The following is a 22,942-nucleotide window of genomic DNA, read 5'->3' on the forward strand; positions in this document are numbered from 1 at the left end:
CTGTTCATGTCCCAAAATACCGTGATAAGAGGCGCTTGACCGCCGGCTCTTTCCGGTATCCGCCCCAATGGTGCACCCGGCCCAAGGCCCTCGCGCCGCCACAGGAGAAGACACACATGACATCTGGACGGGTTAACCCGCAATTCTGCCTCGAAGATCAGGGCATCGAGGGTCTGGGCAATGTCTATTACAACTTCATGGAACCGGCGCTGATCGAAGAAGCGCTGAAGCGCGGCGAAGGCACCCTTGGCAATGGCGGCGCCTTTCTGGTCACCACCGGCAAATTCACTGGCCGCTCGCCCAAGGACAAGCATGTCGTCAAGACAGACAGTGTTGCCGACAGCATCTGGTGGGAAAACAACGCCGCCATGAGCCCTGAAGGTTTTGACGCGCTCTATGAAGATATGCTGACCCATATGAAAGGCCGCGACTACTTCGTTCAGGACCTCGTGGGCGGGGCTGATCCCAGCTACTCGATCAATGTGCGCATGGTAACCGAGCTGGCGTGGCACAACCTGTTCATCCGCCACCTGCTGCGCCGTCCGGATCGTGAGGATCTGGATGATTTCACGGCTGACTTTACCATCATCAACTGTCCCAGCTTCCAGGCGGACCCCCAAAAGCATGGCTGCCGCAGCGAAACGGTGATTGCACTGAACTTTGATCGCAAGCTGATCCTGATCGGCGGCACCGAATACGCCGGCGAGAACAAGAAGTCCGTCTTCACCCTGCTGAACTATATGCTGCCCGAAAAAGGCGTGATGCCGATGCACTGCTCGGCTAACCACGCGGTTGGCAACCCGGTCGACACCGCCGTATTCTTCGGCCTGTCCGGCACCGGCAAGACCACCCTGTCTGCCGACCCGTCGCGCACCTTGATCGGTGATGACGAACACGGTTGGTCGGATCGAGGCACCTTCAACTTTGAAGGTGGTTGCTATGCCAAGACCATCAACCTGAATGCCGAAGCCGAGCCAGAAATCTACGCCACCACCTCGAAATTTGGCACTGTGATCGAGAACATGGTTTTTGATCCCGAGACCAAAGAGCTGGATTTCAACGACGACTCTCTGACTGCGAATATGCGCTGCGCCTACCCGTTGGAATACATCTCCAACGCGTCGAAAACTGCATTAGGCGGGCATCCTAAGAACATCATCATGTTGACCTGCGATGCGTTCGGCGTTTTGCCTCCGATCGCTCGGTTGACGCCTGCGCAGGCGATGTATCACTTCCTTTCCGGCTTTACCTCGAAGGTCGCCGGGACCGAACGTGGCGTGACCGAACCGCAGCCCACCTTCTCGACCTGCTTTGGCGCGCCCTTTATGCCACGCCGCCCCGAGGCTTATGGCAACCTTCTACGCGATAAGATTGCTCAGCATGGCGCGACCTGCTGGTTGGTCAACACCGGCTGGACTGGAGGTGCCTACGGCGTGGGCAGTCGCATGCCAATCAAGGCCACCCGCGCGCTGCTGACGGCTGCGCTGGAAGGATCACTGACCGATGCGGAATTCCGCAAGGACGCCAATTTCGGCTTCGATGTGCCGGTCTCTGTCCCTGGTGTGCCCGAGGTCTTGCTGGATCCGCGCCGCACCTGGGACGATCAGGAAGCGTTCGACAAACAGGCGGAAAAGCTGGTGCACATGTTCGCGGAAAACTTCGAGCAGTACCTGCCCTTCATCGACGAAGACATCAAAGCTGTCGCGATCGGTTGATAGAATTTAGGGGCCATCATGGCCCCTGACCCACCAAAGCTTACGCTTCGGCACCTTGTGTGCACACAGACAAGTTCATTGCGATAACGTGCAACATGCGCTATCGCAATTTACCCAAGACGCTTCGAAGCCCGGCGTCCTTTGGCAGCGGCTTCTGTTAAATTTGAACATCGGGCGATCCGGGCTATCTTACTCACATCATGTCTCGGGCCGTTCAACAAGGTAATGATTATTTCTACACGGGGATGGGTGTCGGCGTGATGTGTTCCAAAGGTCAGCCTTTCGAACTGCCTCGGTCCGTCACGGAAACTATAGGCAAGTAATGACTGAAATCTCAAAACTCACCGAACTGCGCAAATTGATGCAAAGTATGGAGCGCACTCTTGGGCTGGAAGAACTCTCACCGGTCGAGCGCGACATCTACTATGCCGCCGAAGAACTGTCGAAAGATGATCGCGAAGTACGCACCTTTGGTCTGATCGAACACACGCTGGTCAAAAGCGTATCTCGCCCGACATTTTTCCGCGCGCTGAAGTCTCTGGTTCAAAAGGGTTATCTGTCGCAAAGCGGCAGCGCCAATCGCGGACGGTATCTGGTTCATGCGCCCAGGTGATCGCCACCCCAGATCTGTAATCGGCTGACCCCGTGCGCAGATGGGCCTCTGAAACATTCTATGCCTCTTTGGCCTATGTCGCTGCATCGTTCCTAACATTCCAGGTGCTGATGCCGCTTCAGAACGTGTTTTTTCCCGCATACCCTAGCTATGCCAGCTTATTGTTCCTGCCGCACGGCGTGCGGGTTCTGTCGGCCTGGTTATTGGGATGGAGGGCGATATTCGCACTGTTGCCCGGCGTTGCCATCGTCTTTGCCCTTGTGGGCGGTTGGGATGTTCTTCTGCCCAGCAGATTGCTGGCGATCACTATCGCGGTCACCACAGTTCCAGCGGTTTTTTATGTCTGCAAGGCGTTGGGCTGGGATTTGTTTCCGCGCATCGATCGGAAGCCATGCTGGCTGTGCGTGATGGGCGTTGGAATCATCACATCGGTATTGGTGTCCGTTCTCACCAACATGGCCTTCGGCAGCGCAACGGCCGAGTATATCGCCTATCTGATCGGTGATATCTCAGGACTTTTTTTCCTAATGTTGGGCCTCTATTTCGCCTTTCGGTTTGCTGAAAGACGCAATTAACCCAAAAGACCCCTGCGCAGCAGGTTCAGCCCTGCAATCAGCAGTACAAGCAGAGTGAGTTTGCGGAACTGTGCCTGATCGATACGATCCTGCAGAAACTGACCCCCGCGCATTCCCACCAAGGCAGGGATAATCAGCAGCGCTGAGAACACCGCTGTGTCAGTCCTTAGAATACCCGAACCCAGATGCGCCACAATAAGCGCCACGGCGCCCAGACCGTATATCACGCCCTGTACCCGCATCTGATCCTTCTTCGGTGTATTCAAGGCTGTCAGATAGGCCACGGTTGGTGGTCCCCACACGCCCGAGATGCCGCCGACAGCACCGGCCACCGCACCCACCATAGCCTCAACCCGCATTGAGGGCGCTTGCAGCGTCAGTTTCAGCCCCAGTAGTTGCATCAGAGCGAAGAACGAAACTGGTGCGCCTAAGATCAGCAGAAATGCCTTGGGCGACAAGATGTTGATCAGCTGCGCGCTGGCCAATAGACAGACCAGTCCAACGCTCAGAAATACCTTGAACTTTCGAACTGACGCCGCCGCCGCAGGTAAACCTTCCCGCAAGGCCTGCACCCCATTGGTCACCAGCGTGGGCAAGATTAGACCTGCCAGCGCCAGCTCAGGCGGCAGCATCATGCTAAGACCAGAAACAAGCACCATTGGCATGGCAAAACCGACCATGCCTTTGACCCAGCCCGCGACGAAGGCAACGACCAAAGCCAGACAGAAATCCTGCGGCGACATAAGTGAAAACAGTCCCATCGACCCTTCATACCAGCCCAAAAAATTTCTGCACTGCAAAAGTCACTAAGCAATTTTTGAACTTTTTATGGATGATTTGCGTATTTTTGTTGCGCTGCATGTGCAGCATGATATGACCAGACAACCCAGCAGAGGACGTGATTCATGGCCCATGACGGACAGGATGTGACGAACATGACGCAGCCAGCGGTTTTGCCCGATCTTCTAACACTCAGCGCAGCCGCCCTGCCCGGCGTTCAAGCGGTGTTCGATAAGGCGGTCGAATCGGTTCGCGCGCAGGTGACTAGCGAAGGGCGCATATCGGGCGCACTGATCGAGGCCAATCAGACAGCCGCCCATGGGCTGGCTTGGCTGGCCACATACCACCAGTCGCTGCAGCAGATGCAGCGCTGGGCCGAGGCGCTTCAGGCCGAGGGAAAATTCGGCGAGATGGAGCAGCTTTTGCATCAGATCGCCTTTGGGGAATACTTGCATCAGATCGCCGGTGGTATTCCGATGAACCAGGGCGAGGTTGTACGTTTGCAGGATCTTGGCCTTGGCTGGGATGCTCTGTCGGGATTCCAATGCAGCGAAGTGCAGACACTGATGGCGCAAGCCAACTCTCAGGCCGCGCGCACGCGTCTGGTTGAGTTGATGCAGGACCAGTCCGGTGCCACCATGTTTGGTGCGTCTGGTCTGGACGAAGAACTGGAGATGATCCGAGACCAGTTTCGCCGCTATGCCGTTGAAAAGGTTGAGCCTAATGCCCATGAATGGCACCTGAAGGACGAACTGATCCCAATCGAGATTATCGAGGAACTGGCCGAGATGGGCGTGTTCGGTCTGACCATCCCCGAAGAATTCGGCGGGTTCGGCCTATCCAAAGCCTCAATGTGTGTGGTCTCGGAAGAGCTTTCGCGCGGGTACATCGGCGTGGGTTCTCTGGGCACACGGTCCGAAATCGCCGCAGAACTGATCATCGCGGGCGGTACGGATGAACAAAAGGCTAACTGGCTGCCAAAACTGGCCAGCGCCGAGATCCTACCAACCGCTGTTTTCACTGAACCCAATACCGGATCGGATTTGGGCAGCCTGCGCACGCGGGCCGTCAAGGGTGAAGATGGTAACTATAAGATAACAGGAAATAAAACATGGATCACACACGCGGCGCGCACCCATGTGATGACCTTGTTGGCGCGGACTAATCCCGACAGTACCGATCACCGTGGGCTGTCCATGTTCCTGGCTGAGAAGACACCTGGAACCGACGAGAACCCTTTCCCCACGCCCGGCATGACTGGTGGTGAGATTGAGGTGTTGGGTTATCGTGGCATGAAGGAATACGAGCTGGGATTTGACGGCTTCGAAGTGAAGGGTGAAAACCTGCTGGGCGGCGAAGAAGGCAAAGGTTTCAAGCAGTTAATGGAAACCTTCGAATCTGCCCGCATCCAAACGGCTGCCCGCGCCATCGGCGTAGCGCAGAGTGCTTTGGACATTGCCATGCAATATGCACAAGACCGCAAGCAGTTCAGCAAATCTCTGATCAATTTCCCGCGCGTCTCGGGCAAGCTGGCGATGATGGCGGTCGAGATCATGATCGCGCGACAGCTAACTTATTATTCTGCTTGGGAAAAAGATCACGGTCAACGTTGCGACCTTGAGGCCGGGATGGCCAAGCTGCTGGGCGCTCGAGTTGCTTGGGCTGCGGCGGATAACGGGCTGCAGATTCATGGCGGCAACGGCTTCGCTCTGGAATACAAAATTAGCCGCGTGCTTTGTGACGCGCGCATCCTAAATATCTTTGAAGGCGCCGCAGAAATACAGGCGCAAGTCATCGCGCGTCGATTGCTGGGCTGACGCCCGAAGCGACGCGGTTTCCCCAACTGAACCCGGCCTTGCGCCGGGTTTTCTTTTTCTTCCGTGTTGTACGGACCTTCAGGCCTATTTCTTCCGAGTTGTACAACTCGGTTTCAGGGCTTAATGGGCGAAACTTCCCCCTCGGATCGAGCGCAGAAATCGGGTAAAGGGCGTCAACCAAACCCAGCGCCCAAGCTGGCCAGAGGAGAATCGAGCGTGAAGATCATCATCGCAGTTTTGGCCACCTGCATGGCCCTTGCCGGATGCGCCATGGCACCAAACACCGGGCCCGATGATGTGGACCAGTTGGCACAAGCGATCCAGCAGCTTGACCCCAAGGTTGACCCTGCCGAGGCGCGGCGTGCAGCCGAGATATCTTATGCCTATTCCAATCAACTGAAACAGGACTGGAACGTCACCGATCCAGCCATCATCCACAACGCAAAGGTCATCAACGGATTTCGCGAAAAAGGTCTGTGCAATGATTGGGCGCAGGCCATGACCACGCGTTTGAAGCAAGAGAACTTTCGCACGCTGGACCTGCACTGGGCCACGTCGCCTCCAACTGCGTTCCGGATCATCCACCATTCGGCTCTGATCAGCGCTAAGGGAGATTCAATGTATGAAGGCATCATCCTTGACCCGTGGCGCAACAGCGGGGTGCTTTACTGGGATCAGGTGCGCGAGGACACCAAATACAACTGGCGCCCCCGCCTTGAAGTGCGCGAAGAGTTAATCAGCGGTGTGAACCCCTACTGACAGGATATTGCGATGTTACGTCTGGCCTTGTTCCTGCCCCTTTTGACCCTGTTCCAATGCGACAAGGATGAGACTGTCGCCGCCTATGGCGCAGCGGATCAGACATGGGCTTTGCAAGAGATCGACGGGCAGCCTTTTGAGGCCAGCGCCCTTTTGCGATTCCCCGAAGAGGGTCGGATTGAGGGCAATGCCCCGTGCAACACTTATTCAGGTACACTGTATGCACCCTACCCGTGGTTTGAGATCACCGATCTTGTCGCCACCCGCGCGGCTTGCGCCGGGCTTGAAGCCGAGGGGTTTTATTTCGCCGCACTGATGGCGATGACCCAGTCCGAGGTGTCCGGCGATGTGCTGATCCTGCGCAATGAGGACGGGCACGAAATGGTGTTCAAAGCCGCCGAGTAAACTGCGCCACAAATCGCGCGCGTGCGTCCGGCAACGGCGTATGACCCAGCGACGGAGCCAGATGGTTTTCCAGAAAATACCCGGTTGTGCGTAAGGCTTCAGCAATCTCGGTATCCGGAGCCGCGCCTTCGCCGCGCAGGCAGGGGGGCAAAGGCAGCAGCTTATCGGCCCAGTCCCCTGCCCCCGCCGCACTGACCGCGCGACCGGTTTTCGGAGAGACATAGACCAACCCCTCGGTCGCCCCTGTCACTGCGCAGGCCGAAAGATCCAAGCCAAAGCCCAGCTCTTCCAGCAGCGCCAGTTCCCAGCGCAGATAGGCCAGTGGCCAGACGTCATCCTGCCCCAGCAGGTCCATCAACTGTTCTGTTTGCTGATAGATCGCCGGATGAGGCTCGCGTTCGGGCAGGCAAAAGGACAGCAGCGCCACCACCGCATTTAATCCGGTCAGCGCCAGCCGCCCTGAAAACGCCGCTGCAGCGCGCGAACGCAGGGGTTCGACCTGAAAGGTGCCAAGATGTTCTTCGAGCCGCGCCCGCCAGAGCACGTCCAGCTGCGCGCCGGGTTGCAGGATCGGGGCGATCTTGCGGCTGGTGCCACCGCGCACAATGCCGGCGTGACGACCATGGGCTTCGGTAAAGACCTCGATAATCGCCGCTGTCTCACCATGACGGCGAGAGGTCAGAAGAATGCCGTGATCACGCCAGTCCAAGTTTGGCCTCGTTAGGTCACCAGATATATACGCAGGAAATCTTATGGCCGTTGCAGGTTCAAGGTAGAAACGCGTTAGGTTGACCCTGTGGAACACCAAAAACACGTTGCGTGACATCTGTTCACGCAATAGTGTTCACTTTATGTTCTGCACGGAGGAATTTAAGAAATGTCACTTAACTATGTCATGATCGGTTCAAATGATGTCGTCAAAGCGCGAAGCTTTTACGATGCGGTTGTACCCAAAATCGGCGGCAAGGTTATTGCTGAATATATGCCCCACGCTGTTTGTTACGAGCTGCGGGGCGGTGGGTCCATGTGGGTCGCGACGCCCTTTGACAAAGAGGCCGCGACGGTTGGAAACGGTAACATGGTTGGCTTGCTTTGCGAAAGTGAAGCGGAAGTTCGCGAGGTGCATGCCGAGGCTCTTGCCAATGGCGGAACAAATGAAGGTGATCCCGGAGATCGACCTCAATATGGCCCGAACTTCTATGGCGCTTATGCGCGCGATCCTGATGGCAACAAGATGAGCTTTGTCTATTTTAGCGATGCAGGCTGATCGCGCGCCCTAGAACGTCATACCTGCGTGAATCAGAATGCCGATAACCATCAGCAGGTTCAGCACCATTGAGATACCGTTGCCCACATAGATGGGCAACTTGCCCACCACCAGCCCATAGGCGAACCACAAAAACGACAGCCCAGCATACAGAGACCAGGACAGCAGCGACTGTCCGGTCGCGTGTTCGGAGTGGGTGAAATAAAGCTTAATCAGTTGTGGAAGCGTGGCGAAGGGGCCAACGACGCCGATGAAGACCATGAACCCCTCGAACCGCTGCATCCAGTGACCGAGATTTGAGTTTTCCAGTTTCTGGGCAAGCGTTTCAGCCACTCAACCCCCTCCTGTTCCTGCGGCCCCCGGAAGATTGGGCCGTTTCATTCAGCCGATTGCAAAGCAAAATAGTCGCTTTGCGCCGTACGTCCAAGATCATTTGGCGCGGGTTAGTCCAGACCTTCTTCACCCAGCAGGTGCCTGCCTTGGCGGTCTTCCACCTCGATCACCCAAAGGTCGGGGTCAAAACTGCGTTGGCGGGTGATGGCGGCATCTACGTCTGCCTCTTCTCCGGATGAGAGCTCCACCCATTTGCGCTCGCCACTCATCAGATCAAAACTGCGCTGAAAGGCTGCGGCCCGCCCGTTGAGTGTGTTGAGTTTGATAAGCACCGCCCCTGCGGTGTCATCCCCATGCGCCACAACAAAAGCCGGTATTTCCTGAAACCGCAGCCGCGCCAGATAGGCATGCACCCAGAATTCAGCCGTCAACCGGGTCATGGTTCTGACCTTTCCGTTGGGGTTGAGAATTTTCGACGAAAATTCTTGGCCCGGGTCATGCGTTGCCGTCTTTGAAATCCAGACCCATTTCCGAGTAGCGCTCGGACTCCTCCAGCCAGTTGGGCCGGACTTTCACCTGCAAGAACAGGTGGATCTTGCGGTCCAAAAACTCTTCCAGCTCGGCACGCGCCGCCTGACTGACGGCCTTTATGGTCTCACCACGTTTGCCCAGCACAATCCCTTTGTGGCCATCACGCATAACATAGATGACCTGATCGATCTTGGCCGAGCCGTCCTTGCGCTCTTCCCAGTTCTCGGTCTCGACGGTCAGCTGGTAGGGCAGTTCCTGATGCAGGCGCAGGGTCAGTTTCTCGCGCGTCATCTCAGCCGCGATCATGCGCAGAGGCAGATCCGCAATCTGGTCTTCTGGATAGAGCCACGGGCCTTCGGGCAGTTCCGAGGCCAGCCATTTGCGCAGGTCGTCGACACCGTGGCCTTTTTCGGCCGAGATCATGAAGGTCTCGGCAAAGGGATAACGCGCATTCAGGTCACTGGTCAGCGCCAGCAGCTTTTCCGAGGGCACCTTGTCGATCTTATTGATCGCAAGTGCGATGGTGCGGCCCTGCCCGATCTCTTCGAGGCCTTCGAGGATGCGTTCGACACCTTCGGTGATACCGCGATGCGCCTCGATCATCAGCACGACCACATCCGCATCCGCAGCCCCGCCCCAAGCGGCGGCGACCATGGCACGGTCCAGACGGCGGCGTGGTTTGAAGAGGCCCGGCGTGTCGACAAAGACCAGTTGCGCATCGCCCTCCATCGCCACGCCACGGATGCGAGCACGGGTGGTTTGCACCTTATGCGTCACGATCGAGACCTTGGCTCCGACCATGCGGTTCAGAAGGGTGGATTTGCCTGCGTTGGGCTCTCCGATCAGGGCGATAAATCCGGCGCGTGTGCTCATGTGTCCTGCGATCCTGTTTGCAAGTGCGCACCCCTATAGCAGAATGCGCGGACGGGCCAGAGGGATTTGTCGCATTGCGGATATCAGTGAGCGAAGGCCAGTCTGCGGCCCATAGGGCGACGCTGCCCGGTCGGCCGGTGCCGGCATTGGCCGGGCTTGATCGCGCGATCAGGTTGTAGTGTTCAACGCCAGAACTTGGTTCGGATAGGCTTGGTCCCCGATCCGAAAATCTGTGACTCCGACCTGCCGGAACCCTTTGGCTAGATAGAAGTCGATTGCGGGCGTGTTTTCAGAATTGGTTGTCAGCCAAATCGAAGGGCGCCCTTTTTCATGCATGTAGTCGACCGCGACGTCCAGCAGCGCTGAGCCGATGCCTTTACCATGATGGCGGGGCTGGACGTAGAACGTTACGATCTCCAGATCAGAAAGCCCGTCCACGGGTGCGGCGCGACTTTCCGCAAGCCGAATATAGCCGTCGATCCCGTCTTCGTTTTCAGAAACCATCAAGAGATCTTGGCCGTCGTCCAATATGGCTTCGAACCGGGCGGTTGTGAATTCGGACAGTGCGAATTCGGCAAAGAAGGAATTCACACCTCGCTTTAGATAGGTTCCGATCCAGACCTCAATTGACAGGGCCGCAAGGCTGGCGGCGTCGGTTTTTTGGGCGGGTCTGATTTTCATGATCTGGCTGCGCAGAGGATCAAGACAACTGTTCCAACAACGCCTTTGCCGCTGCCTGTTCGGCCTGTCGCTTGGAGCCTGCGGTGGCCTGAGCTTCGGTACCATTCTGCAGACGAGCGGCGATCGTGAAGATCGGAGCATGGTCAGGGCCGGTGCGTTTGACCTCGACATAGCTGGGTGGTTTCTGGCCGCGGGCCTGTGCCCATTCCTGCAGGGCGGTTTTTGCATCGCGGGCGTCGGCCTCGACCTTGTGGATGCGATCGCCCCAGAGGGCGAGGATCACGTCTCGGGCAGCCTCGAATCCTGCGTCGCGGTAGATGGCCGCGATGACCGCCTCCATCGCGTCGCCCAGCAAGGCCTGCTTGCGACGACCTCCGGACAGCATCTCGGACCGGCCCAGTTTCAGCACCGCACCCAGATCAATCTGGCGGGCCACATCGGCGCAGGCTTCCTTGCGCACCAGCGCGTTGAAACGGGGGGCCAGTTGGCCTTCGGAAGCTTTCTTGTCGGCCTCAAGCAAAGCAGTGGCCATGACGAGGCCCAGGACGCGGTCGCCCAGAAATTCAAGACGCTGATTGTCGGGGCGCGTGGCAGAGGACACCGAGCCGTGGGTCAGCGCACGCACCAGCAGTTCAGGGTCGGAAAACTCATACCCCAAGCGCTGCTGGAACGCCTTTATCTCAGCCGATAGCTTCAATTGACCGCCTTGAAGAAGCGGTCACCGCGCCATGTCCAGAAGAACAGCATGGACCGGCCAGCGGAGGAGAACATGATCCTGTCGGCGCGACCGATCAGGTTTTCGTACGGCACAAAGCCAACGCCTCCGGCGGATTGCGGCAGACGGCTGTCGGCTGAGTTGTCGCGGTTGTCGCCCATGAAGAAATAATGGCCCTCGGGTACGGTATAGACCCCGGTATTGTCGGAGCCCTGATTGCCGATGTTCAGCACGTCGTAGGAAACGCCATTTGGCAAGGTCTCGATCAGGCGGTTCTTTTCGCAAACACCGCCGATCCCGACGGGACCGTTGGAACAGCGCGGGCGCAGGCCTTGTGGGCCCTGCGGTTCAGCAACTTCGGTGAACACACCATCGGGTTGCTGCGGCACAGGAGTGTCGTTGAGGATGATTTGGCCTCCACGAATCTGGATACGATCACCCGGCAGGCCGATCAGTCGCTTGATATAGTCGCGCCCTGTCACCGGATGGCGGAAGACGATGACATCGCCGCGATCAGGGTCGCCGCCGATCAGACGCGAGTTGTCATCGCTCTGCATCCAGCCACAGATGTCTTCGGCATCGATGTTGAGGCCAACGCTGGGGATGATAAGGCTGGGGCACGAGGCATAGGAATAGCCATAGGCCATCTTGTTGACGAAGAGGAAATCCCCGATCAGTAGGGTTTGCTTCATCGACCCGGAAGGAATCCAGAACGGCTGAAAGAACAGGGTGCGGAAAATGCCCGCGATCAGCAGGGCATAGACGATGGTTTTGATCGTCTCCCAAATGGCGTTTCCGGATTTGGCTTCCTCGGCCATACTGCTCTCTCCAGTCTCTGCGTGGTTGGGGTGCTACATGCGGGTCAGTTGGGGGCAAGTCAAGGCTGCGCGGGCGCTTCTTGAAGTGGGCGGGCCTCGATCACCACAAAGGCCTGCGCCCAGGGGTGATCATCGGTCAGGGTGACGTGGATGATCGCCTCGTGGCCTTCGGGAGTCATTTCTTTCAGTCGCTCTGCGGCCCAGCCGGTGACATGCATGACGGGCTGGCCGGTGCGCAGGTTGGTCACCGCCATGTCCTTCCACGCGATCCCCATCCGCAGGCCGGTGCCTAACGCCTTCGAGCACGCCTCTTTCGCGGCCCAGCGTTTGGCGTAGGTGCCCGCAGTATCGGCGCGACGCTCAGCCTTGCGCTGTTCGGTTTCAGTGAAGACACGGTTACGGAAGCGGTCGCCGAACCGGTCGAGCGTGCCCTGAATGCGATCAATATTTGCGAGGTCGGTGCCGATGCCGAGGATCATGTCAGACCTCCAACACAACGGTCCCGAGCTTTTGCCCCGCCTCGACCATTGCGTGTGCATTTGCCGCATCCATCAGCCCTCCGCCAGGGACGACGGCGTGGGACAGTGCGCCTTGTTCCAGCCACTGGCCCAACTGCGCCTCGCCGCGACGGCGGGCCGCGGCGTCGAGTTGGTAGACGATCAGCATATGCAGGCGGATATTCTTGAACATGAAGCCATAGAAATCCAGTTCGGGCTTCATTTGCGAAGCCGAGGCATAGCTGGCGATGGTGCCACAGGGGCGGATCATAGAAAGGGAAGCGGGTTGGTTGGCGGCGAAATCAACCTCGACAATGCGGTCTATGCCTGCGCCGTTGGTCATGTCCATCGTCGCCTCGGCCACGTCTTGCGTGCGGTAGTTGATCCATTCGGATGCACCGGAATGGGCGGCTTTTTCATCTGAACTGACCGTTGTGATAACGCGTGCGCCGCCCAGTGCGGCCATCTGGCAGGCGTAGCGTCCGACCGTGCCTGCGCCGCCGGTCACAAGCACGGTCTGGTCAGTGATCGGTCCGTCACAATAGAGCGCGTACCATGCAGTCAAGGCTGGGATACCAAAACACGCGCCCTCGGCGAAGCCGGTCGTATCTGGAAGGAATACGGCCTGTTCGGAGGGTAGCGCAATGTATTCGGCCCCAGTGCCAAAAGCGCGTTGCCATTGGCCGTTCCAGATCCAGACACGTTCGCCGACGCGCGCGGGATCGACCCCTTCGCCTACGGCCTCAATCACTCCGGCCCCGTCCGAGTGGGGAACAACCATCGGGTATTGCATCACGGCGCCAGGGCGCGCGCCGCCGCGCAGCTTGACGTCTGAGGGGTTGATGCCGCTGGCATGGACCCGGACAAGAACGTCGCCTGGGCCGGGGTTGGGCGTGGGCAGGTCGACCAATTCTAGGACGTCCGACGCCGCACCGAATCCGCGATAAGTAATTGCTTTCATGAAAGTCCCTCGTCTCCTATTGGTCAACCGCGTCGGGCATTTCCAGATCGAACACCAAAACGCCCTCGGCCCCGTCCACGCACAAAGCGACAAGCCGAGCGCCCAGCTGCTGGTGGGTTTCGTCACTGGCGTAGCGCCGCAGGTCGGCCTGAGCCGCGAAATCCAGTGTGAAGCCGTAGGGATAGCTTGGGGATTTTGCCTCAAAATCGCGGTTGGGGCCGTGGGTGAAGCCACCGCAGCCAGACAAACGGTCTGCGACCGCGCCCAGCCCATCCATCACAGCTGCAAGCTCTGCGGTGTCGTGATCGGGCTTGAGTCGCAGCATCACGCAATGTCGGATCATCCTTGCACCTCAGAGGTCATGACAGGCGCACCGTGAGGATCTTGTAGCTGGCCACGCCAAAGAAACCCGCGAAGGCAAAATCAAACCAGCGGCGGGCGCGGCGATAGGCGTTGACCATGCGCGCAGACGAAAACAAGAAGGCGTAGCCGATGAAGATCAGCAGTGAACCCGCATAGAGCATGGCGAAGTAACCCAGCAGCATAGCAAGGCTGGCGTCATTTGGCGCAACGATGGCGTAGATCGAGCCCCAGCTGAGGATCGCCTTGGGGTTGGTCAGGTGGATCGCTGCACCCTTGGCAAATATCGTGCCCAATGAGCCGGTGACCGGATTGCCCAGCGCGACCTCATCCGAAGTCAGCGCGCGACGTAGCGCCTTGAGCGCCAGCCAGCCCAGATAAGCGACGCCGATATAGCGGATCACCTCGAACACCCAGACATTGGCCAGCATGATCGCCGACAGCCCCAGTGCGGCGGCGATGCCCCACGCGGCGGACCCGGCGCAGATGCCCAGCGCAAAGGCCAGACCGGCGGTGCGGCCTTCGTTCATGGCGGTTCCGGCGATGCCCATGGTGGCAGGGCCCGGAGAGCCCCCGGCCATGAGCCATGCAAACCAGATCGCCACAAAACCGGGTGTGATCATGCCCGCGCCTCGTCCATCAGGCGGCGCATTTCGTGAACCGCCGGGGTGAGGCCGCGAAAGATGGCCTCGCCGATCAGGAAGTGGCCGATATTCAGCTCTCGCACTTCAGGGAAGGCTGCCACCGGTTGTACGGTGTCGTAAGTCAGCCCGTGACCCGCATGAACTTCAAGACCCAGCGAATGGGCATAGGCGGACATCTCGCGCAGGGCTTCCAGTTCGCGCGCGGCGTCGTCCAGTTTGCCTTCGGCGTGGAAATCGCAATAGGCACCGGTGTGCAGTTCGATCACCTCGGCCCCAATGCGGTGGGCGGCGTCGATCTGGCGCTGGTCGGCGGCGATAAAGATGGACACGCGGCAGCCCACATCGCGCAAGGGCGCAATGAAATGGGCCAGCTTATTTTCCTCGCGCGCGACTTCTAACCCGCCCTCGGTTGTGCGTTCCTCGCGCTTTTCGGGAACGATGCAGACAGCGTGCGGCTTGTGGCGCAGGGCGATTTTCTGCATCTCGTCCGTTGCGGCCATCTCGAAGTTCAGCGGCACCGACAGGATCTCCATCAACCCGTCGATATCGGCGTCCGAGATGTGGCGGCGATCTTCGCGCAGATGTGCTGTGATGCCGTCGGCCCCGGCCTCTTCCGCGATCCGGGCGGCGCGTAGTGGGTCCGGATAGGCCCCGCCGCGCGCATTCCGCACGGTGGCTACGTGGTCGATATTCACGCCCAGACGCAAACGGTTGTCAGACATCTTTCGAATCCTTCATTGTCCCTGAGGTCGAGCCTAGTGGTTTTGTCGGGGGAACGTCAGCCTCTGCCTGAGCAAGGCGTTTGATTTGTTCAAACTTCGCTTTGATTCTGGCGCGGCGGCGCTGCTGATAAGTACGGATGAGTGGCAGGCTGAGATAGGCGCAGATCACTCCGGCCACGATGCCTGGAATGACCCCGCCGATCATATAAGGAAAGAACACATCGTCATAGAACCGGCTAAGCCCGTGCCAGTCCGCCTCGCGATGGGTAAACATGGCGATGCAATTGTCCTTGAGATCGCCCATCGCATCCGCAAATTTCCCCATCAACCCATCGGTATCGTCTTTGCGGAACTTGGTCCCCAGCAGGAAATGCCCGGTTTGCAGGCTGATGACCGCGATCGGCACATAGGTCAGGGGATTGCCAAAGAACGTGCCGCTGAGCGCGGCAAGAATGTTGCCGTTCAGCAGCCGCGCCAGCACGGCGGCGACCAGGAAATGCAAGCCATAGAAAGGCGTGAACGAAGCAAACACCCCTGCCCCGATGCCACGCGCGATGCGTTCCGGGCTGTCAGGCAGGCGCCGAACCCGATGTTTGACATAGTGAAAGGCACGGGTCCATCCGCCGCGCGGATAGACGAACTCTGACGCGACTTGGACAGGCGAGCGGCGATCTCGGCGCTTGAAAACCACTCGTGATCACCCCTTTTCAGCCAGCCGCAACGGCGGGTTTCGCACTTTCCCGGTACCGTTCGACCGCAGCAACGTCGCTTTCAGCCTCGAGCATCAGCATCAGCGAATGCAGCTGTTCAAGATCGCGAAGTTCGACATTGATCATCAGCCGATAAAAATCCGGTTTGCGGTCGACAAATTCGAGGTTCGAGATATTGGCCTTTTTCTCGCCGATCAATGTGCAAATACGCCCCAGCACCCCGGCATCATTGCCGATGGTCAAATCCAGCGTCGCGCCATAGACGGCGGGGTGGGTGCCCGAATGCCAGTGCAGATCAACCCAGCGCTCGGGTTCATTTTCAAACTCGGTCAGGCGATCGCAGTCGATGGCGTGCACGACAACACCTTTGCCACGATAAGTAATTCCGACGATGCGCTCGCCCGGCAGTGGCTGGCAACAGGGGGCACGATCGAATTTCTGGCCCGGTTCAAGCCCGATCACAGCACGACGGGGCGAGATCGCGTCGCCATCATCCTTGGTGAGTTCGGGATATACCGCTTCGACCACCTCATGGGCGGTCAACTCGGCACTGCCCAGACGGGCCAGCAACTCGTCCCGATCTTTTAAACGCAGGTGTTTTGCAGCGGTTTCCAGCGCCTTGTCGGTGGCTTTGCGGCCCAGGTTTTCGAACCCGGCGCGGGCCAGTTCCTTACCCAGCTTGATGAAGCGTTCCCGGTCGACCTCGCGCAAGGCGCGGCGGATCGAGGTGCGGGCTTTGCCGGTGACTGCGATCTCAAGCCAAGTGACCTGCGGGCTCTGGCCATCGGCGGTGATGATGTCCACCGACTGCCCGTTCTTGAGCCGGGTCCAAAGCGGCACACGAATGCCATCAACCTTGGCCCCCACGCAGGCATGACCAATGCGGGTATGGATTGCGTAAGCAAAATCAATCGGCGTCGCCCCACGCGGCAGTTTCACCACATCGCCCTTGGGGGTGAAGCAGAACACCTGGTCCGAATACATCTCGAGCTTCACAGCTTCGAGGAAATCCTCATGATCATCCTCACTGTCGAATTGCTCGGTCAGGTTTGCGATCCACTTTGCCGGGTCGACCGCAAAGGGGTTTTCGGACCGCACACCGTCGCGATAGGACCAGTGCGCTGCAACACCGGTTTCGGCCACGTCATGCATCTGGCGGGTGCGGATCTGAACCTCGACCCGTTTGCCGTCACGCCCCGAAACCGTTGTGTGGATCGAGCGATAACCGTTCGATTTCGGCTGGCTGATATAGTCCTTGAATCTCCCTGGCACCGCGCGCCAGCGCTGGTGGATGGCACCGAGTGTGCGATAGCAGTCTTCTTCGGTCTGGGTGATGATGCGGAACCCGTAGATGTCGGACAGACGTGAGAAACCCTGATCCTTTTCCTGCATCTTGCGCCAGATCGAATAGGGTTTCTTGGCGCGACCAAAGACTTCGGCTTCAATGCCCGCCTTTTCCAATTCGTGCCGCATGTCGCCGGTAATGCGATGGATCACGTCGCCGGTTTCGCGTTGCAGAGTGATAAAGCGGCGGATGATCGACTGGCGGCCTTCGGGGTTCAGGACGCGGAAGGCAAGGTCTTCAAGTTCCTCGCGCATCCATTGCATCCCCATCCGGCCCGCAAGCGGCGCGTAAATATCCATTGTCTCACGCGCTTTTTGCACCTGCTTTTCAGGGCGCATCGCCTTGATCGTGCGCATGTTGTGCAGGCGGTCGGCGAGTTTGACCAGAATAACCCGAAGGTCCTTGGACATGGCCATGAACAGCTTGCGGAAATTCTCGGCCTGTTTGGTCTCACGGCTGGACAGCTGCAGGTTGGTCAGCTTGGTGACGCCATCGACCAGCTTGGCGACCTCATCCCCGAACAGTTCGGTAACCTTGCCATAACTGGCTTTGGTGTCTTCGATCGTGTCGTGCAACAGGGCCGTTATAATGGTCGCATCATCCAGACGCTGTTCGGTCAGGATGGCGGCAACGGCAACGGGGTGCGAGAAATAGGGCTCGCCGGAATGGCGGAACTGGCCTTCATGCATCTGTTGGCCAAATTCATAGGCCCTTTCGATGCGGTCGGCATTTGTCTTGGGATTGTAATTGCGGACCAGCGCAATCAGGTCTTCTTCTGAAATCATCCGGTCCGCACCTTTGTCGCTTGGGTTACCCCTGGCCCTGGGCCTCCATCAGAGCGCGCAGGAGCTTTTCTTCCGACATGTCGTCATCCGCAGGCTTGTCAGATTCCGCACCCATCAGCAGGGCCATCTGATCTTCTTCGGGCTCATCAACCTCGATCTGGGTCTGGTTGGCTTCGATCAGACGCTCGCGCAGCTCATCAGCGCTTTGGGTTTCGTCGGCGATTTCGCGTAGCGAGACGACAGGGTTCTTGTCGTTATCGCGGTCAACGGTGATCGGGCCACCAGCAGAAATCTCGCGCGCCCGGTGGGCTGCAAGCATCACCAGTTCGAACCGGTTCGGGACCTTGTCTACACAATCTTCGACCGTAACGCGGGCCATGGGGCGCTCTCCGTAAATGAATCCGTGGCAGGAAGGGGTTTATCTAAGCGCGAATCCCCGCCTTGACAAGCAAGAAATGCCGCAAATGCGAGGATCACAGAGGCTTGACCTCTGCCACCTCATCGGGTGGCAAGGCTGCAACCATCTGCGTCACTGTCCGGTCCAGAACGGGATGGCGCCAATCGGGGGCGACATCCATCATGGGAACAAGCACAAAAGCGCGGTCCTGCAAGCGCGGATGGGGCAGGATTAGGTGTTCCGGCGCAGATTTGGTCTGATCTTCGGGGGGAAGGGTCAGCCAGCGCTGGTATTCGGCGTCATCCGGCAGCACAAGTTCATCCCAAAAGACCAGATCGAGGTCCAGAGTGCGCATGCCCCAACGCTGTTCACGGGCGCGCTCAAAATCATGTTCGATGCGGTGCAGCAGGTCCAGAACACCCTGTGGCGTGAGGTCCGATTCGATCAAAACCGCTGCGTTGACATAGTCCGGCCCTGCCCCTGCCGGAAAGCATGGGGTGGCAAAAAACCGGCTTGTCTTGCGAATCACCAAGCCCGCCTCGGCCATCGCGATCAGCGACCGCTCAAGTGTCACCTTGGGCCCACAACCTCTCAGACTGAGATTTGCCCCTAGGGCAATGACCGCTTTTGACAAGGTTTTGTCCACTTCAGACCCCATATTCGGACCAGAGAATACTTGCGATAAAGCCTAAAACACCTATTTTAAGGACACCATTGCACTGACCTATTACTTTATCACTCACGGAGCTCACGGTGCGGTGGCTTATACCGGAAGGACCATTTTATGTTTTACAAGGACGAACGGCTAGCGCTGTTCATCGACGGCTCGAATCTTTATGCAGCCGCCAAAGCACTGGGGTTTGACATCGACTACAAGTTGCTGCGTCAGGAATTTATGCGCAGAGGCAAACTGCTTAGAGCTTTCTACTACACAGCGCTACTGGAAAATGACGAGTATTCCCCGATCCGGCCTCTGGTGGACTGGCTGCACTATAATGGCTTCACCATGGTCACCAAACCGGCCAAGGAATACACCGACAGCATGGGGCGTCGGAAGGTCAAGGGAAACATGGATATCGAGCTTACCGTCGATGCCATGGAACTGGCACCACGCGTTGATCATATCGTACTGTTTTCGGGCGATGGGGATTTCCGCCCGCTGATCGCAAGCCTGCAACGGCAGGGCGTACGTGTTTCCGTTGTTTCGACCATCCGTAGCCAGCCGCCGATGATTTCGGACGAACTGCGCCGCCAGGCCGATAACTTCATTGAGCTGGAAGACCTGCGCGACGTGATCGGCCGCCCTCCGCGAGAGATGCCGACTGAACCCCGCAGCGTCGCAGCTGCAGGCGGGCACTGACCCCACCAAACCCCACCACTCACCAATGGGGGTTGGCAAGAATATGCGCGGCCAGGGCCAGAAGCCCTGGCCGCGCGACTTTAAAGGTATAGGTGCTGAAAACACCCTTGTGCTAACAACGATTCATGTCAGTGAAATGACGCAGTGCTGTCTGGACCATGGCAATGAAAAGACCTAGGTGTTCGGTCCAGGAGATCGCCGAATGACAAAGCCGCCGCTGACATTATATCTGGCCGCCCCGCGCGGGTTCTGCGCCGGAGTGGACCGTGCCATCAAGATTGTGGAAATGGCCCTTCAAAAATGGGGGGCGCCTGTCTATGTGCGCCATGAGATTGTTCACAACAAATTCGTCGTCGACGGTCTGCGCGCCAAGGGTGCCGTGTTTGTCGAGGAGCTGGACGAATGCCCTGATGATCGCCCCGTGATATTCTCGGCCCACGGTGTGCCAAAATCGGTGCCCGCCACAGCAGCCCAGCGCGAGATGATATATGTCGACGCCACCTGCCCGCTTGTATCCAAGGTGCATGTCGAAGCGCAGCGCCACGCGGATGCCGGGCTGCAGATGATCATGATTGGTCACAAGGGCCATCCCGAAACAATCGGCACCATGGGACAGCTGCCCGATGGCGAGGTACTGCTGGTTGAAACGGTAGAAGATGTGGCGCAGGTCGCTGTGCGTAACCCCGAAAAGCTGGCCTTTGTCACCCAGACAACCCTATCGGTGGATGACACCAAGGACATTATTGCCGCGCTTGAGGCCCGCTTCCCCGCCATCGTCGGGCCGCACAAGGAAGACATTTGTTATGCCACCACCAACCGGCAGGAAGCGGTGAAAGCCGTCGCTCCGAAAGCCGATGCCTTGCTGGTGGTGGGTGCGCCGAACTCATCGAATTCACGTCGTCTGGTCGAGGTCGCCTCGCGCGCCGGATGCAGTTATGCGCAGCTGGTGCAGCGCGCGACCGAGATCGACTGGCGTGCGCTGGAAGGAATTTCCAGCATTGCGGTTAGCGCCGGGGCATCCGCGCCCGAGGTGCTGGTGAACGAGGTGATCGATGCATTCCGCGACCACTACGATGTCACCGTCGAGCTGGTCGAAACCGCTGTCGAGAATGTCGAGTTCAAAGTTCCCCGCGTATTGCGGGAACCAGCATGAGCGGCATCCCCCGCGCGCCGTTATTCCTTGGTTTGGCTGGGCTGATCCCGTTTGTCTGGGGCGCGCTGACTTATCTGAACGGTGATTTGAACGATTGGGGTCGGCAGACGCTGGGGTCGCGCTTCGTGGGGCCGTATATTCAGCTATTCTATGGCTCGGTGATCCTGAGTTTCATGTCGGGCGTGCTGTGGGGCTTCGCCACCAAAACCTCAGGCAGCAAAGCTGCGGCCTGTTACACTTTGTCGGTGTTGCCTGCACTTTGGGCATTTTTCACGACCGGCGGCGGTCCGGTGAATGCGGGCACCAACCTGATGTATGGGTTTGCGGGCTTGCTTTTGCTGGACGCCATGTTCTCATATTGGCGGTTGACCCCGGTCTGGTGGATGCGGCTGCGCGCCCTGCTAACCGCTGTCGTGCTGACCTGTCTTGCTGTGGGAATTTACCTGTGAGTGATGAACGGACTATCAAGGCCTACACGGATCGCGTTGCGGATTACCTAAGGATCCCCCTGCCCGCCGAGCAGCTAGAGGCGCGTCAGGCTTTTGTAGATGCGGTCCGCGAGGGTGGATATGTGCTGGATCTGGGCTCGGGTCCCGGATCAGACAGCGCGTTTTTGATGCGGCAAGGGCTGAAGGTACGGGCGCTGGATGCCACCCCTGCCTTTGTTGAACATGCGCGGAGCAACGGTGTTGACGCCCACCTTGGCACCTTCGATGACGTCACCGAGGTGGCAGAGTATGACGGCGTCTATGCCAGTTTCTGCCTGCTGCACGCCCCGCGCGCCGATTTCCCGCGTCATCTGAACGCGATCCACACCGCACTGAAGCCGGGCGGGCAGCTGTTTCTAGGAATGAAGCTGGGCACGGGCGAGCATCGCGATGATTTGGACCGTTACTATACCTATTATTCAGAGACCCAGATCAAGGACGCCCTGACCTCGGCAGGTTTCACCATTGATCGTACCATGCAGGGAATGGGGAAAGGTTTGGCCGGGTCTTACGACGGATTCATTCTGGTATTCGCTCATGCCTGATCTCTTTGCCTATACCGATGGTGCCTGTTCCGGAAATCCCGGCCCCGGCGGCTGGGGCGTACTGCTGCGCGCGATGGATGGCGAGACCATCCTGAAAGAACGCGAGCTGAGCGGAGGCGAAGCCGAGACAACCAACAACCGGATGGAACTGCTGGCTGCAATCAGTGCTTTGGAGACGCTGGAGCGGCCCTCGAAACTGACTATCGTCACCGACAGCGCTTATGTGAAGAACGGCGTTACGGGATGGATTTTCGGGTGGAAGCGGAACGGCTGGAAGACGTCGAACAAGAAGCCGGTCAAAAATGTCGATCTGTGGCAGCGGCTGGATGAGGCGCAAGAGCGGCATCAGGTGACATGGGAATGGGTCAAGGGTCATGCGGGCCATCCCGAAAATGAACGCGCGGATGAGTTGGCACGCGCCGGCATGGCCCCGTTCAAACCTAAGAAGGCGCAGGCGTGAGCGGGCTTGCCCTGCTGGATTACGCCTCGGTTTTGGTCTTTGCGCTGACCGGTGCGCTGGTGGCCAGCCGAGCGCAGCTTGATCTGGTCGGGTTTGCCTTCATCGCCTGTCTGACGGCAGTGGGCGGTGGTACCGTACGCGACTTGCTGCTGGACCGACATCCGATCTTCTGGGTCGGTCAGCCCGCCTATATCCTGATCGCTTGCGGCGCTGCGGTGCTGGTATTTTTTACCGCTCACCTAGTGGAAAGCCGGTATAATTGGCTGGTCTGGTTGGACAGTTTCGCCCTGTCCATCGCGGTCGCTGCTGGCACGGGTGCAGCGTTGTCACTGGATCAATCCGGTATCATCGTAGTGCTGATGGGGGTGACCACGGGCTGTTTGGGCGGCTTGATGCGTGACGTGGTGTGCAACGAGGTGCCGCTGGTACTGAAACAAGGTGAGCTTTACGTATCCTGCGCCTTTATCGGAGCCTTGACCGCTGTGTTTGCCACCCGCCTCGGGCTGGAAGGCCTGCTGGCATTGGGCTTATGTGCATTGATTTGCTGGGCGTTGCGCGCCGGATCTCTGCTGTTCGGTTGGCAGTTGCCGGTTTACAAGGCCCGACCGCCTCGGCAATAGGGTAGAAACGGAC

Annotated in this window: 30 protein-coding genes; 13 read left to right on the top strand and 17 right to left on the bottom strand. The window is 58.5% G+C overall.

Features of this window, described 5'->3' with window-relative positions:
• Window positions 1-116 precede the first annotated feature (116 nt).
• The 3 genes from ACR0NE_RS15755 to ACR0NE_RS15765 all read left to right on the top strand — a co-directional run bounded on the left by ACR0NE_RS15755 (window position 117) and on the right by ACR0NE_RS15765 (window position 2,903).
• A complete protein-coding gene (locus ACR0NE_RS15755; RefSeq protein WP_170597407.1) occupies window positions 117-1,715 on the top strand; it encodes a phosphoenolpyruvate carboxykinase in 1,599 nt (532 codons plus the stop codon).
• Window positions 1,716-2,037: 322 nt separating this feature from the next.
• A complete protein-coding gene (locus tag ACR0NE_RS15760; RefSeq protein ID WP_170392600.1) occupies window positions 2,038-2,328 on the top strand; it encodes a hypothetical protein in 291 nt (96 codons plus the stop codon).
• 32 nt (window positions 2,329-2,360) lie between these two features.
• A complete protein-coding gene (locus ACR0NE_RS15765; RefSeq protein WP_480459728.1) occupies window positions 2,361-2,903 on the top strand; it encodes a hypothetical protein in 543 nt (180 codons plus the stop codon).
• Here ACR0NE_RS15765 and ACR0NE_RS15770 read toward each other — a convergent pair.
• Complete coding sequence (locus ACR0NE_RS15770; protein ID WP_170392601.1) at window positions 2,900-3,664, bottom strand: sulfite exporter TauE/SafE family protein; 765 nt, start codon at window positions 3,662-3,664, stop codon at window positions 2,900-2,902. The genes ACR0NE_RS15765 and ACR0NE_RS15770 overlap by 4 nt on opposite strands.
• A gap of 144 nt (window positions 3,665-3,808) precedes the next feature.
• On the opposite strand from ACR0NE_RS15770, the gene ACR0NE_RS15775 reads away from it, so the two are divergent.
• The 3 genes from ACR0NE_RS15775 (at window position 3,809) to ACR0NE_RS15785 (ending at window position 6,664) form a co-directional block, all read left to right on the top strand.
• On the top strand, window positions 3,809-5,500 hold the full coding sequence (locus tag ACR0NE_RS15775) for an acyl-CoA dehydrogenase family protein (RefSeq protein WP_170597408.1): 1,692 nt from the start codon (window positions 3,809-3,811) through the stop codon (window positions 5,498-5,500).
• 216 nt (window positions 5,501-5,716) lie between these two features.
• On the top strand, window positions 5,717-6,259 hold the full coding sequence (locus tag ACR0NE_RS15780) for a hypothetical protein (protein WP_170402284.1): 543 nt from the start codon (window positions 5,717-5,719) through the stop codon (window positions 6,257-6,259).
• A 12-nt stretch (window positions 6,260-6,271) separates the two neighbouring features.
• On the top strand, window positions 6,272-6,664 hold the full coding sequence (locus tag ACR0NE_RS15785) for an META domain-containing protein (RefSeq protein ID WP_170597410.1): 393 nt from the start codon (window positions 6,272-6,274) through the stop codon (window positions 6,662-6,664).
• Here ACR0NE_RS15785 and recO read toward each other — a convergent pair.
• Window positions 6,648-7,373 (bottom strand): DNA repair protein RecO, encoded by a 726-nt coding sequence (gene recO / locus ACR0NE_RS15790; protein WP_170597412.1) that lies wholly within the window; start codon window positions 7,371-7,373, stop codon window positions 6,648-6,650. The two genes, ACR0NE_RS15785 and recO, sit on opposite strands and share 17 nt — an antisense overlap.
• 168 nt (window positions 7,374-7,541) lie before the next feature.
• Here recO and ACR0NE_RS15795 point away from each other — a divergent pair, with 168 nt between their 5' ends.
• Window positions 7,542-7,931 (top strand): VOC family protein, encoded by a 390-nt coding sequence (locus ACR0NE_RS15795; protein ID WP_170402289.1) that lies wholly within the window; start codon window positions 7,542-7,544, stop codon window positions 7,929-7,931.
• Window positions 7,932-7,940: 9 nt separating this feature from the next.
• Here the strand turns inward: ACR0NE_RS15795 and ACR0NE_RS15800 are convergent, their stop codons facing one another.
• The 15 genes from ACR0NE_RS15800 to folK form a co-directional block, all read right to left on the bottom strand.
• A complete protein-coding gene (locus tag ACR0NE_RS15800) occupies window positions 7,941-8,264 on the bottom strand; it encodes a SemiSWEET transporter (RefSeq protein ID WP_170392607.1) in 324 nt (107 codons plus the stop codon).
• A 110-nt stretch (window positions 8,265-8,374) separates the two neighbouring features.
• Window positions 8,375-8,704: a DUF1491 family protein gene (locus ACR0NE_RS15805; RefSeq protein WP_170402292.1), complete on the bottom strand. Its 330-nt coding sequence runs from the start codon at window positions 8,702-8,704 to the stop codon at window positions 8,375-8,377.
• A 55-nt stretch (window positions 8,705-8,759) separates the two neighbouring features.
• The gene (gene era / locus ACR0NE_RS15810) at window positions 8,760-9,668 is read right to left on the bottom strand and encodes a GTPase Era (RefSeq protein WP_170392609.1); all 909 of its coding nucleotides are present in this window, start codon (window positions 9,666-9,668) and stop codon (window positions 8,760-8,762) included.
• A 168-nt stretch (window positions 9,669-9,836) separates the two neighbouring features.
• Entirely contained in the window at window positions 9,837-10,349 is a 513-nt protein-coding gene (locus tag ACR0NE_RS15815; protein WP_170597414.1) for a GNAT family N-acetyltransferase, read from the bottom strand.
• Between the two features lie 19 nt (window positions 10,350-10,368).
• Window positions 10,369-11,046, bottom strand: coding sequence for a ribonuclease III (rnc, locus tag ACR0NE_RS15820; RefSeq protein ID WP_170392611.1), 678 nt, complete (start codon window positions 11,044-11,046; stop codon window positions 10,369-10,371).
• Complete coding sequence (lepB, locus tag ACR0NE_RS15825; RefSeq protein ID WP_170597416.1) at window positions 11,043-11,882, bottom strand: signal peptidase I; 840 nt, start codon at window positions 11,880-11,882, stop codon at window positions 11,043-11,045. The genes rnc and lepB overlap by 4 nt, the downstream gene beginning before the upstream one ends.
• 59 nt (window positions 11,883-11,941) lie before the next feature.
• Window positions 11,942-12,361: a holo-ACP synthase gene (gene acpS / locus ACR0NE_RS15830; protein ID WP_170392613.1), complete on the bottom strand. Its 420-nt coding sequence runs from the start codon at window positions 12,359-12,361 to the stop codon at window positions 11,942-11,944.
• 1 nt (window position 12,362) lies between these two features.
• On the bottom strand, window positions 12,363-13,340 hold the full coding sequence (locus ACR0NE_RS15835; protein ID WP_170597418.1) for an NADPH:quinone reductase: 978 nt from the start codon (window positions 13,338-13,340) through the stop codon (window positions 12,363-12,365).
• A 16-nt stretch (window positions 13,341-13,356) separates the two neighbouring features.
• Window positions 13,357-13,683 (bottom strand): Dabb family protein, encoded by a 327-nt coding sequence (locus ACR0NE_RS15840; RefSeq protein WP_170565060.1) that lies wholly within the window; start codon window positions 13,681-13,683, stop codon window positions 13,357-13,359.
• A gap of 16 nt (window positions 13,684-13,699) precedes the next feature.
• Window positions 13,700-14,323, bottom strand: coding sequence for a LysE family translocator (locus ACR0NE_RS15845; protein WP_170425202.1), 624 nt, complete (start codon window positions 14,321-14,323; stop codon window positions 13,700-13,702).
• Window positions 14,320-15,066, bottom strand: a complete 747-nt coding sequence (locus ACR0NE_RS15850) for a pyridoxine 5'-phosphate synthase (protein WP_170392617.1) — start codon at window positions 15,064-15,066, stop codon at window positions 14,320-14,322. Before ACR0NE_RS15850 ends, ACR0NE_RS15845 begins: the two co-directional genes overlap by 4 nt.
• Window positions 15,059-15,757: a DUF2062 domain-containing protein gene (locus tag ACR0NE_RS15855; protein WP_170392618.1), complete on the bottom strand. Its 699-nt coding sequence runs from the start codon at window positions 15,755-15,757 to the stop codon at window positions 15,059-15,061. Before ACR0NE_RS15855 ends, ACR0NE_RS15850 begins: the two co-directional genes overlap by 8 nt.
• A gap of 16 nt (window positions 15,758-15,773) precedes the next feature.
• On the bottom strand, window positions 15,774-17,906 hold the full coding sequence (locus tag ACR0NE_RS15860) for a RelA/SpoT family protein (protein WP_170392619.1): 2,133 nt from the start codon (window positions 17,904-17,906) through the stop codon (window positions 15,774-15,776).
• Between the two features lie 25 nt (window positions 17,907-17,931).
• Window positions 17,932-18,285, bottom strand: coding sequence for a DNA-directed RNA polymerase subunit omega (gene rpoZ / locus ACR0NE_RS15865; protein WP_010437681.1), 354 nt, complete (start codon window positions 18,283-18,285; stop codon window positions 17,932-17,934).
• 94 nt (window positions 18,286-18,379) lie between these two features.
• Window positions 18,380-18,961 carry a 2-amino-4-hydroxy-6-hydroxymethyldihydropteridine diphosphokinase gene (folK, locus tag ACR0NE_RS15870; protein ID WP_170597420.1) on the bottom strand — a complete coding sequence of 194 codons (582 nt, stop codon included), beginning with the start codon at window positions 18,959-18,961 and terminating at the stop codon, window positions 18,380-18,382.
• A gap of 126 nt (window positions 18,962-19,087) precedes the next feature.
• On the opposite strand from folK, the gene ACR0NE_RS15875 reads away from it, so the two are divergent.
• The 6 genes from ACR0NE_RS15875 (at window position 19,088) to ACR0NE_RS15900 (ending at window position 22,929) form a co-directional block, all read left to right on the top strand.
• Window positions 19,088-19,663 (top strand): LabA-like NYN domain-containing protein, encoded by a 576-nt coding sequence (locus ACR0NE_RS15875; protein WP_039541714.1) that lies wholly within the window; start codon window positions 19,088-19,090, stop codon window positions 19,661-19,663.
• Window positions 19,664-19,865: 202 nt separating this feature from the next.
• Window positions 19,866-20,816: a 4-hydroxy-3-methylbut-2-enyl diphosphate reductase gene (gene ispH / locus ACR0NE_RS15880; protein WP_170392621.1), complete on the top strand. Its 951-nt coding sequence runs from the start codon at window positions 19,866-19,868 to the stop codon at window positions 20,814-20,816.
• A complete protein-coding gene (locus tag ACR0NE_RS15885; protein ID WP_170597422.1) occupies window positions 20,813-21,265 on the top strand; it encodes a DUF3429 domain-containing protein in 453 nt (150 codons plus the stop codon). The genes ispH and ACR0NE_RS15885 overlap by 4 nt, the downstream gene beginning before the upstream one ends.
• Entirely contained in the window at window positions 21,262-21,849 is a 588-nt protein-coding gene (locus ACR0NE_RS15890) for a class I SAM-dependent methyltransferase (RefSeq protein ID WP_170565069.1), read from the top strand. Before ACR0NE_RS15885 ends, ACR0NE_RS15890 begins: the two co-directional genes overlap by 4 nt.
• Window positions 21,842-22,309, top strand: coding sequence for a ribonuclease HI (gene rnhA / locus ACR0NE_RS15895; protein WP_170402325.1), 468 nt, complete (start codon window positions 21,842-21,844; stop codon window positions 22,307-22,309). Before ACR0NE_RS15890 ends, rnhA begins: the two co-directional genes overlap by 8 nt.
• Complete coding sequence (locus tag ACR0NE_RS15900; RefSeq protein WP_170392625.1) at window positions 22,306-22,929, top strand: trimeric intracellular cation channel family protein; 624 nt, start codon at window positions 22,306-22,308, stop codon at window positions 22,927-22,929. Before rnhA ends, ACR0NE_RS15900 begins: the two co-directional genes overlap by 4 nt.
• Window positions 22,930-22,942 lie beyond the last annotated feature (13 nt).

This window comes from Ruegeria sp. C9 (assembly GCF_056537585.1).

What these genes read in the sequence shown, in the direction of transcription:
- ACR0NE_RS15850 (WP_170392617.1), bottom strand. Translation starts at nt 15,066, where the DNA reads ATGTCTGACAACCGTTTGCGTCTGGGCGTGAATATCGACCACGTAGCC.
- rpoZ (WP_010437681.1), bottom strand. Translation starts at nt 18,285, where the DNA reads ATGGCCCGCGTTACGGTCGAAGATTGTGTAGACAAGGTCCCGAACCGG.
- rnhA (WP_170402325.1), top strand. Translation starts at nt 21,842, where the DNA reads ATGCCTGATCTCTTTGCCTATACCGATGGTGCCTGTTCCGGAAATCCC.
- ACR0NE_RS15845 (WP_170425202.1), bottom strand. Translation starts at nt 14,323, where the DNA reads ATGATCACACCCGGTTTTGTGGCGATCTGGTTTGCATGGCTCATGGCC.
- ACR0NE_RS15775 (WP_170597408.1), top strand. Translation starts at nt 3,809, where the DNA reads ATGGCCCATGACGGACAGGATGTGACGAACATGACGCAGCCAGCGGTT.
- ispH (WP_170392621.1), top strand. Translation starts at nt 19,866, where the DNA reads ATGACAAAGCCGCCGCTGACATTATATCTGGCCGCCCCGCGCGGGTTC.
- ACR0NE_RS15770 (WP_170392601.1), bottom strand. Translation starts at nt 3,664, where the DNA reads ATGGGACTGTTTTCACTTATGTCGCCGCAGGATTTCTGTCTGGCTTTG.
- ACR0NE_RS15755 (WP_170597407.1), top strand. Translation starts at nt 117, where the DNA reads ATGACATCTGGACGGGTTAACCCGCAATTCTGCCTCGAAGATCAGGGC.
- acpS (WP_170392613.1), bottom strand. Translation starts at nt 12,361, where the DNA reads ATGATCCTCGGCATCGGCACCGACCTCGCAAATATTGATCGCATTCAG.
- ACR0NE_RS15805 (WP_170402292.1), bottom strand. Translation starts at nt 8,704, where the DNA reads ATGACCCGGTTGACGGCTGAATTCTGGGTGCATGCCTATCTGGCGCGG.
- ACR0NE_RS15815 (WP_170597414.1), bottom strand. Translation starts at nt 10,349, where the DNA reads ATGAAAATCAGACCCGCCCAAAAAACCGACGCCGCCAGCCTTGCGGCC.
- ACR0NE_RS15785 (WP_170597410.1), top strand. Translation starts at nt 6,272, where the DNA reads ATGTTACGTCTGGCCTTGTTCCTGCCCCTTTTGACCCTGTTCCAATGC.
- ACR0NE_RS15860 (WP_170392619.1), bottom strand. Translation starts at nt 17,906, where the DNA reads ATGATTTCAGAAGAAGACCTGATTGCGCTGGTCCGCAATTACAATCCC.
- ACR0NE_RS15885 (WP_170597422.1), top strand. Translation starts at nt 20,813, where the DNA reads ATGAGCGGCATCCCCCGCGCGCCGTTATTCCTTGGTTTGGCTGGGCTG.
- lepB (WP_170597416.1), bottom strand. Translation starts at nt 11,882, where the DNA reads ATGGCCGAGGAAGCCAAATCCGGAAACGCCATTTGGGAGACGATCAAA.
- ACR0NE_RS15795 (WP_170402289.1), top strand. Translation starts at nt 7,542, where the DNA reads ATGTCACTTAACTATGTCATGATCGGTTCAAATGATGTCGTCAAAGCG.
- ACR0NE_RS15835 (WP_170597418.1), bottom strand. Translation starts at nt 13,340, where the DNA reads ATGAAAGCAATTACTTATCGCGGATTCGGTGCGGCGTCGGACGTCCTA.
- ACR0NE_RS15840 (WP_170565060.1), bottom strand. Translation starts at nt 13,683, where the DNA reads ATGATCCGACATTGCGTGATGCTGCGACTCAAGCCCGATCACGACACC.
- era (WP_170392609.1), bottom strand. Translation starts at nt 9,668, where the DNA reads ATGAGCACACGCGCCGGATTTATCGCCCTGATCGGAGAGCCCAACGCA.
- folK (WP_170597420.1), bottom strand. Translation starts at nt 18,961, where the DNA reads ATGGGGTCTGAAGTGGACAAAACCTTGTCAAAAGCGGTCATTGCCCTA.
- ACR0NE_RS15875 (WP_039541714.1), top strand. Translation starts at nt 19,088, where the DNA reads ATGTTTTACAAGGACGAACGGCTAGCGCTGTTCATCGACGGCTCGAAT.
- ACR0NE_RS15760 (WP_170392600.1), top strand. Translation starts at nt 2,038, where the DNA reads ATGACTGAAATCTCAAAACTCACCGAACTGCGCAAATTGATGCAAAGT.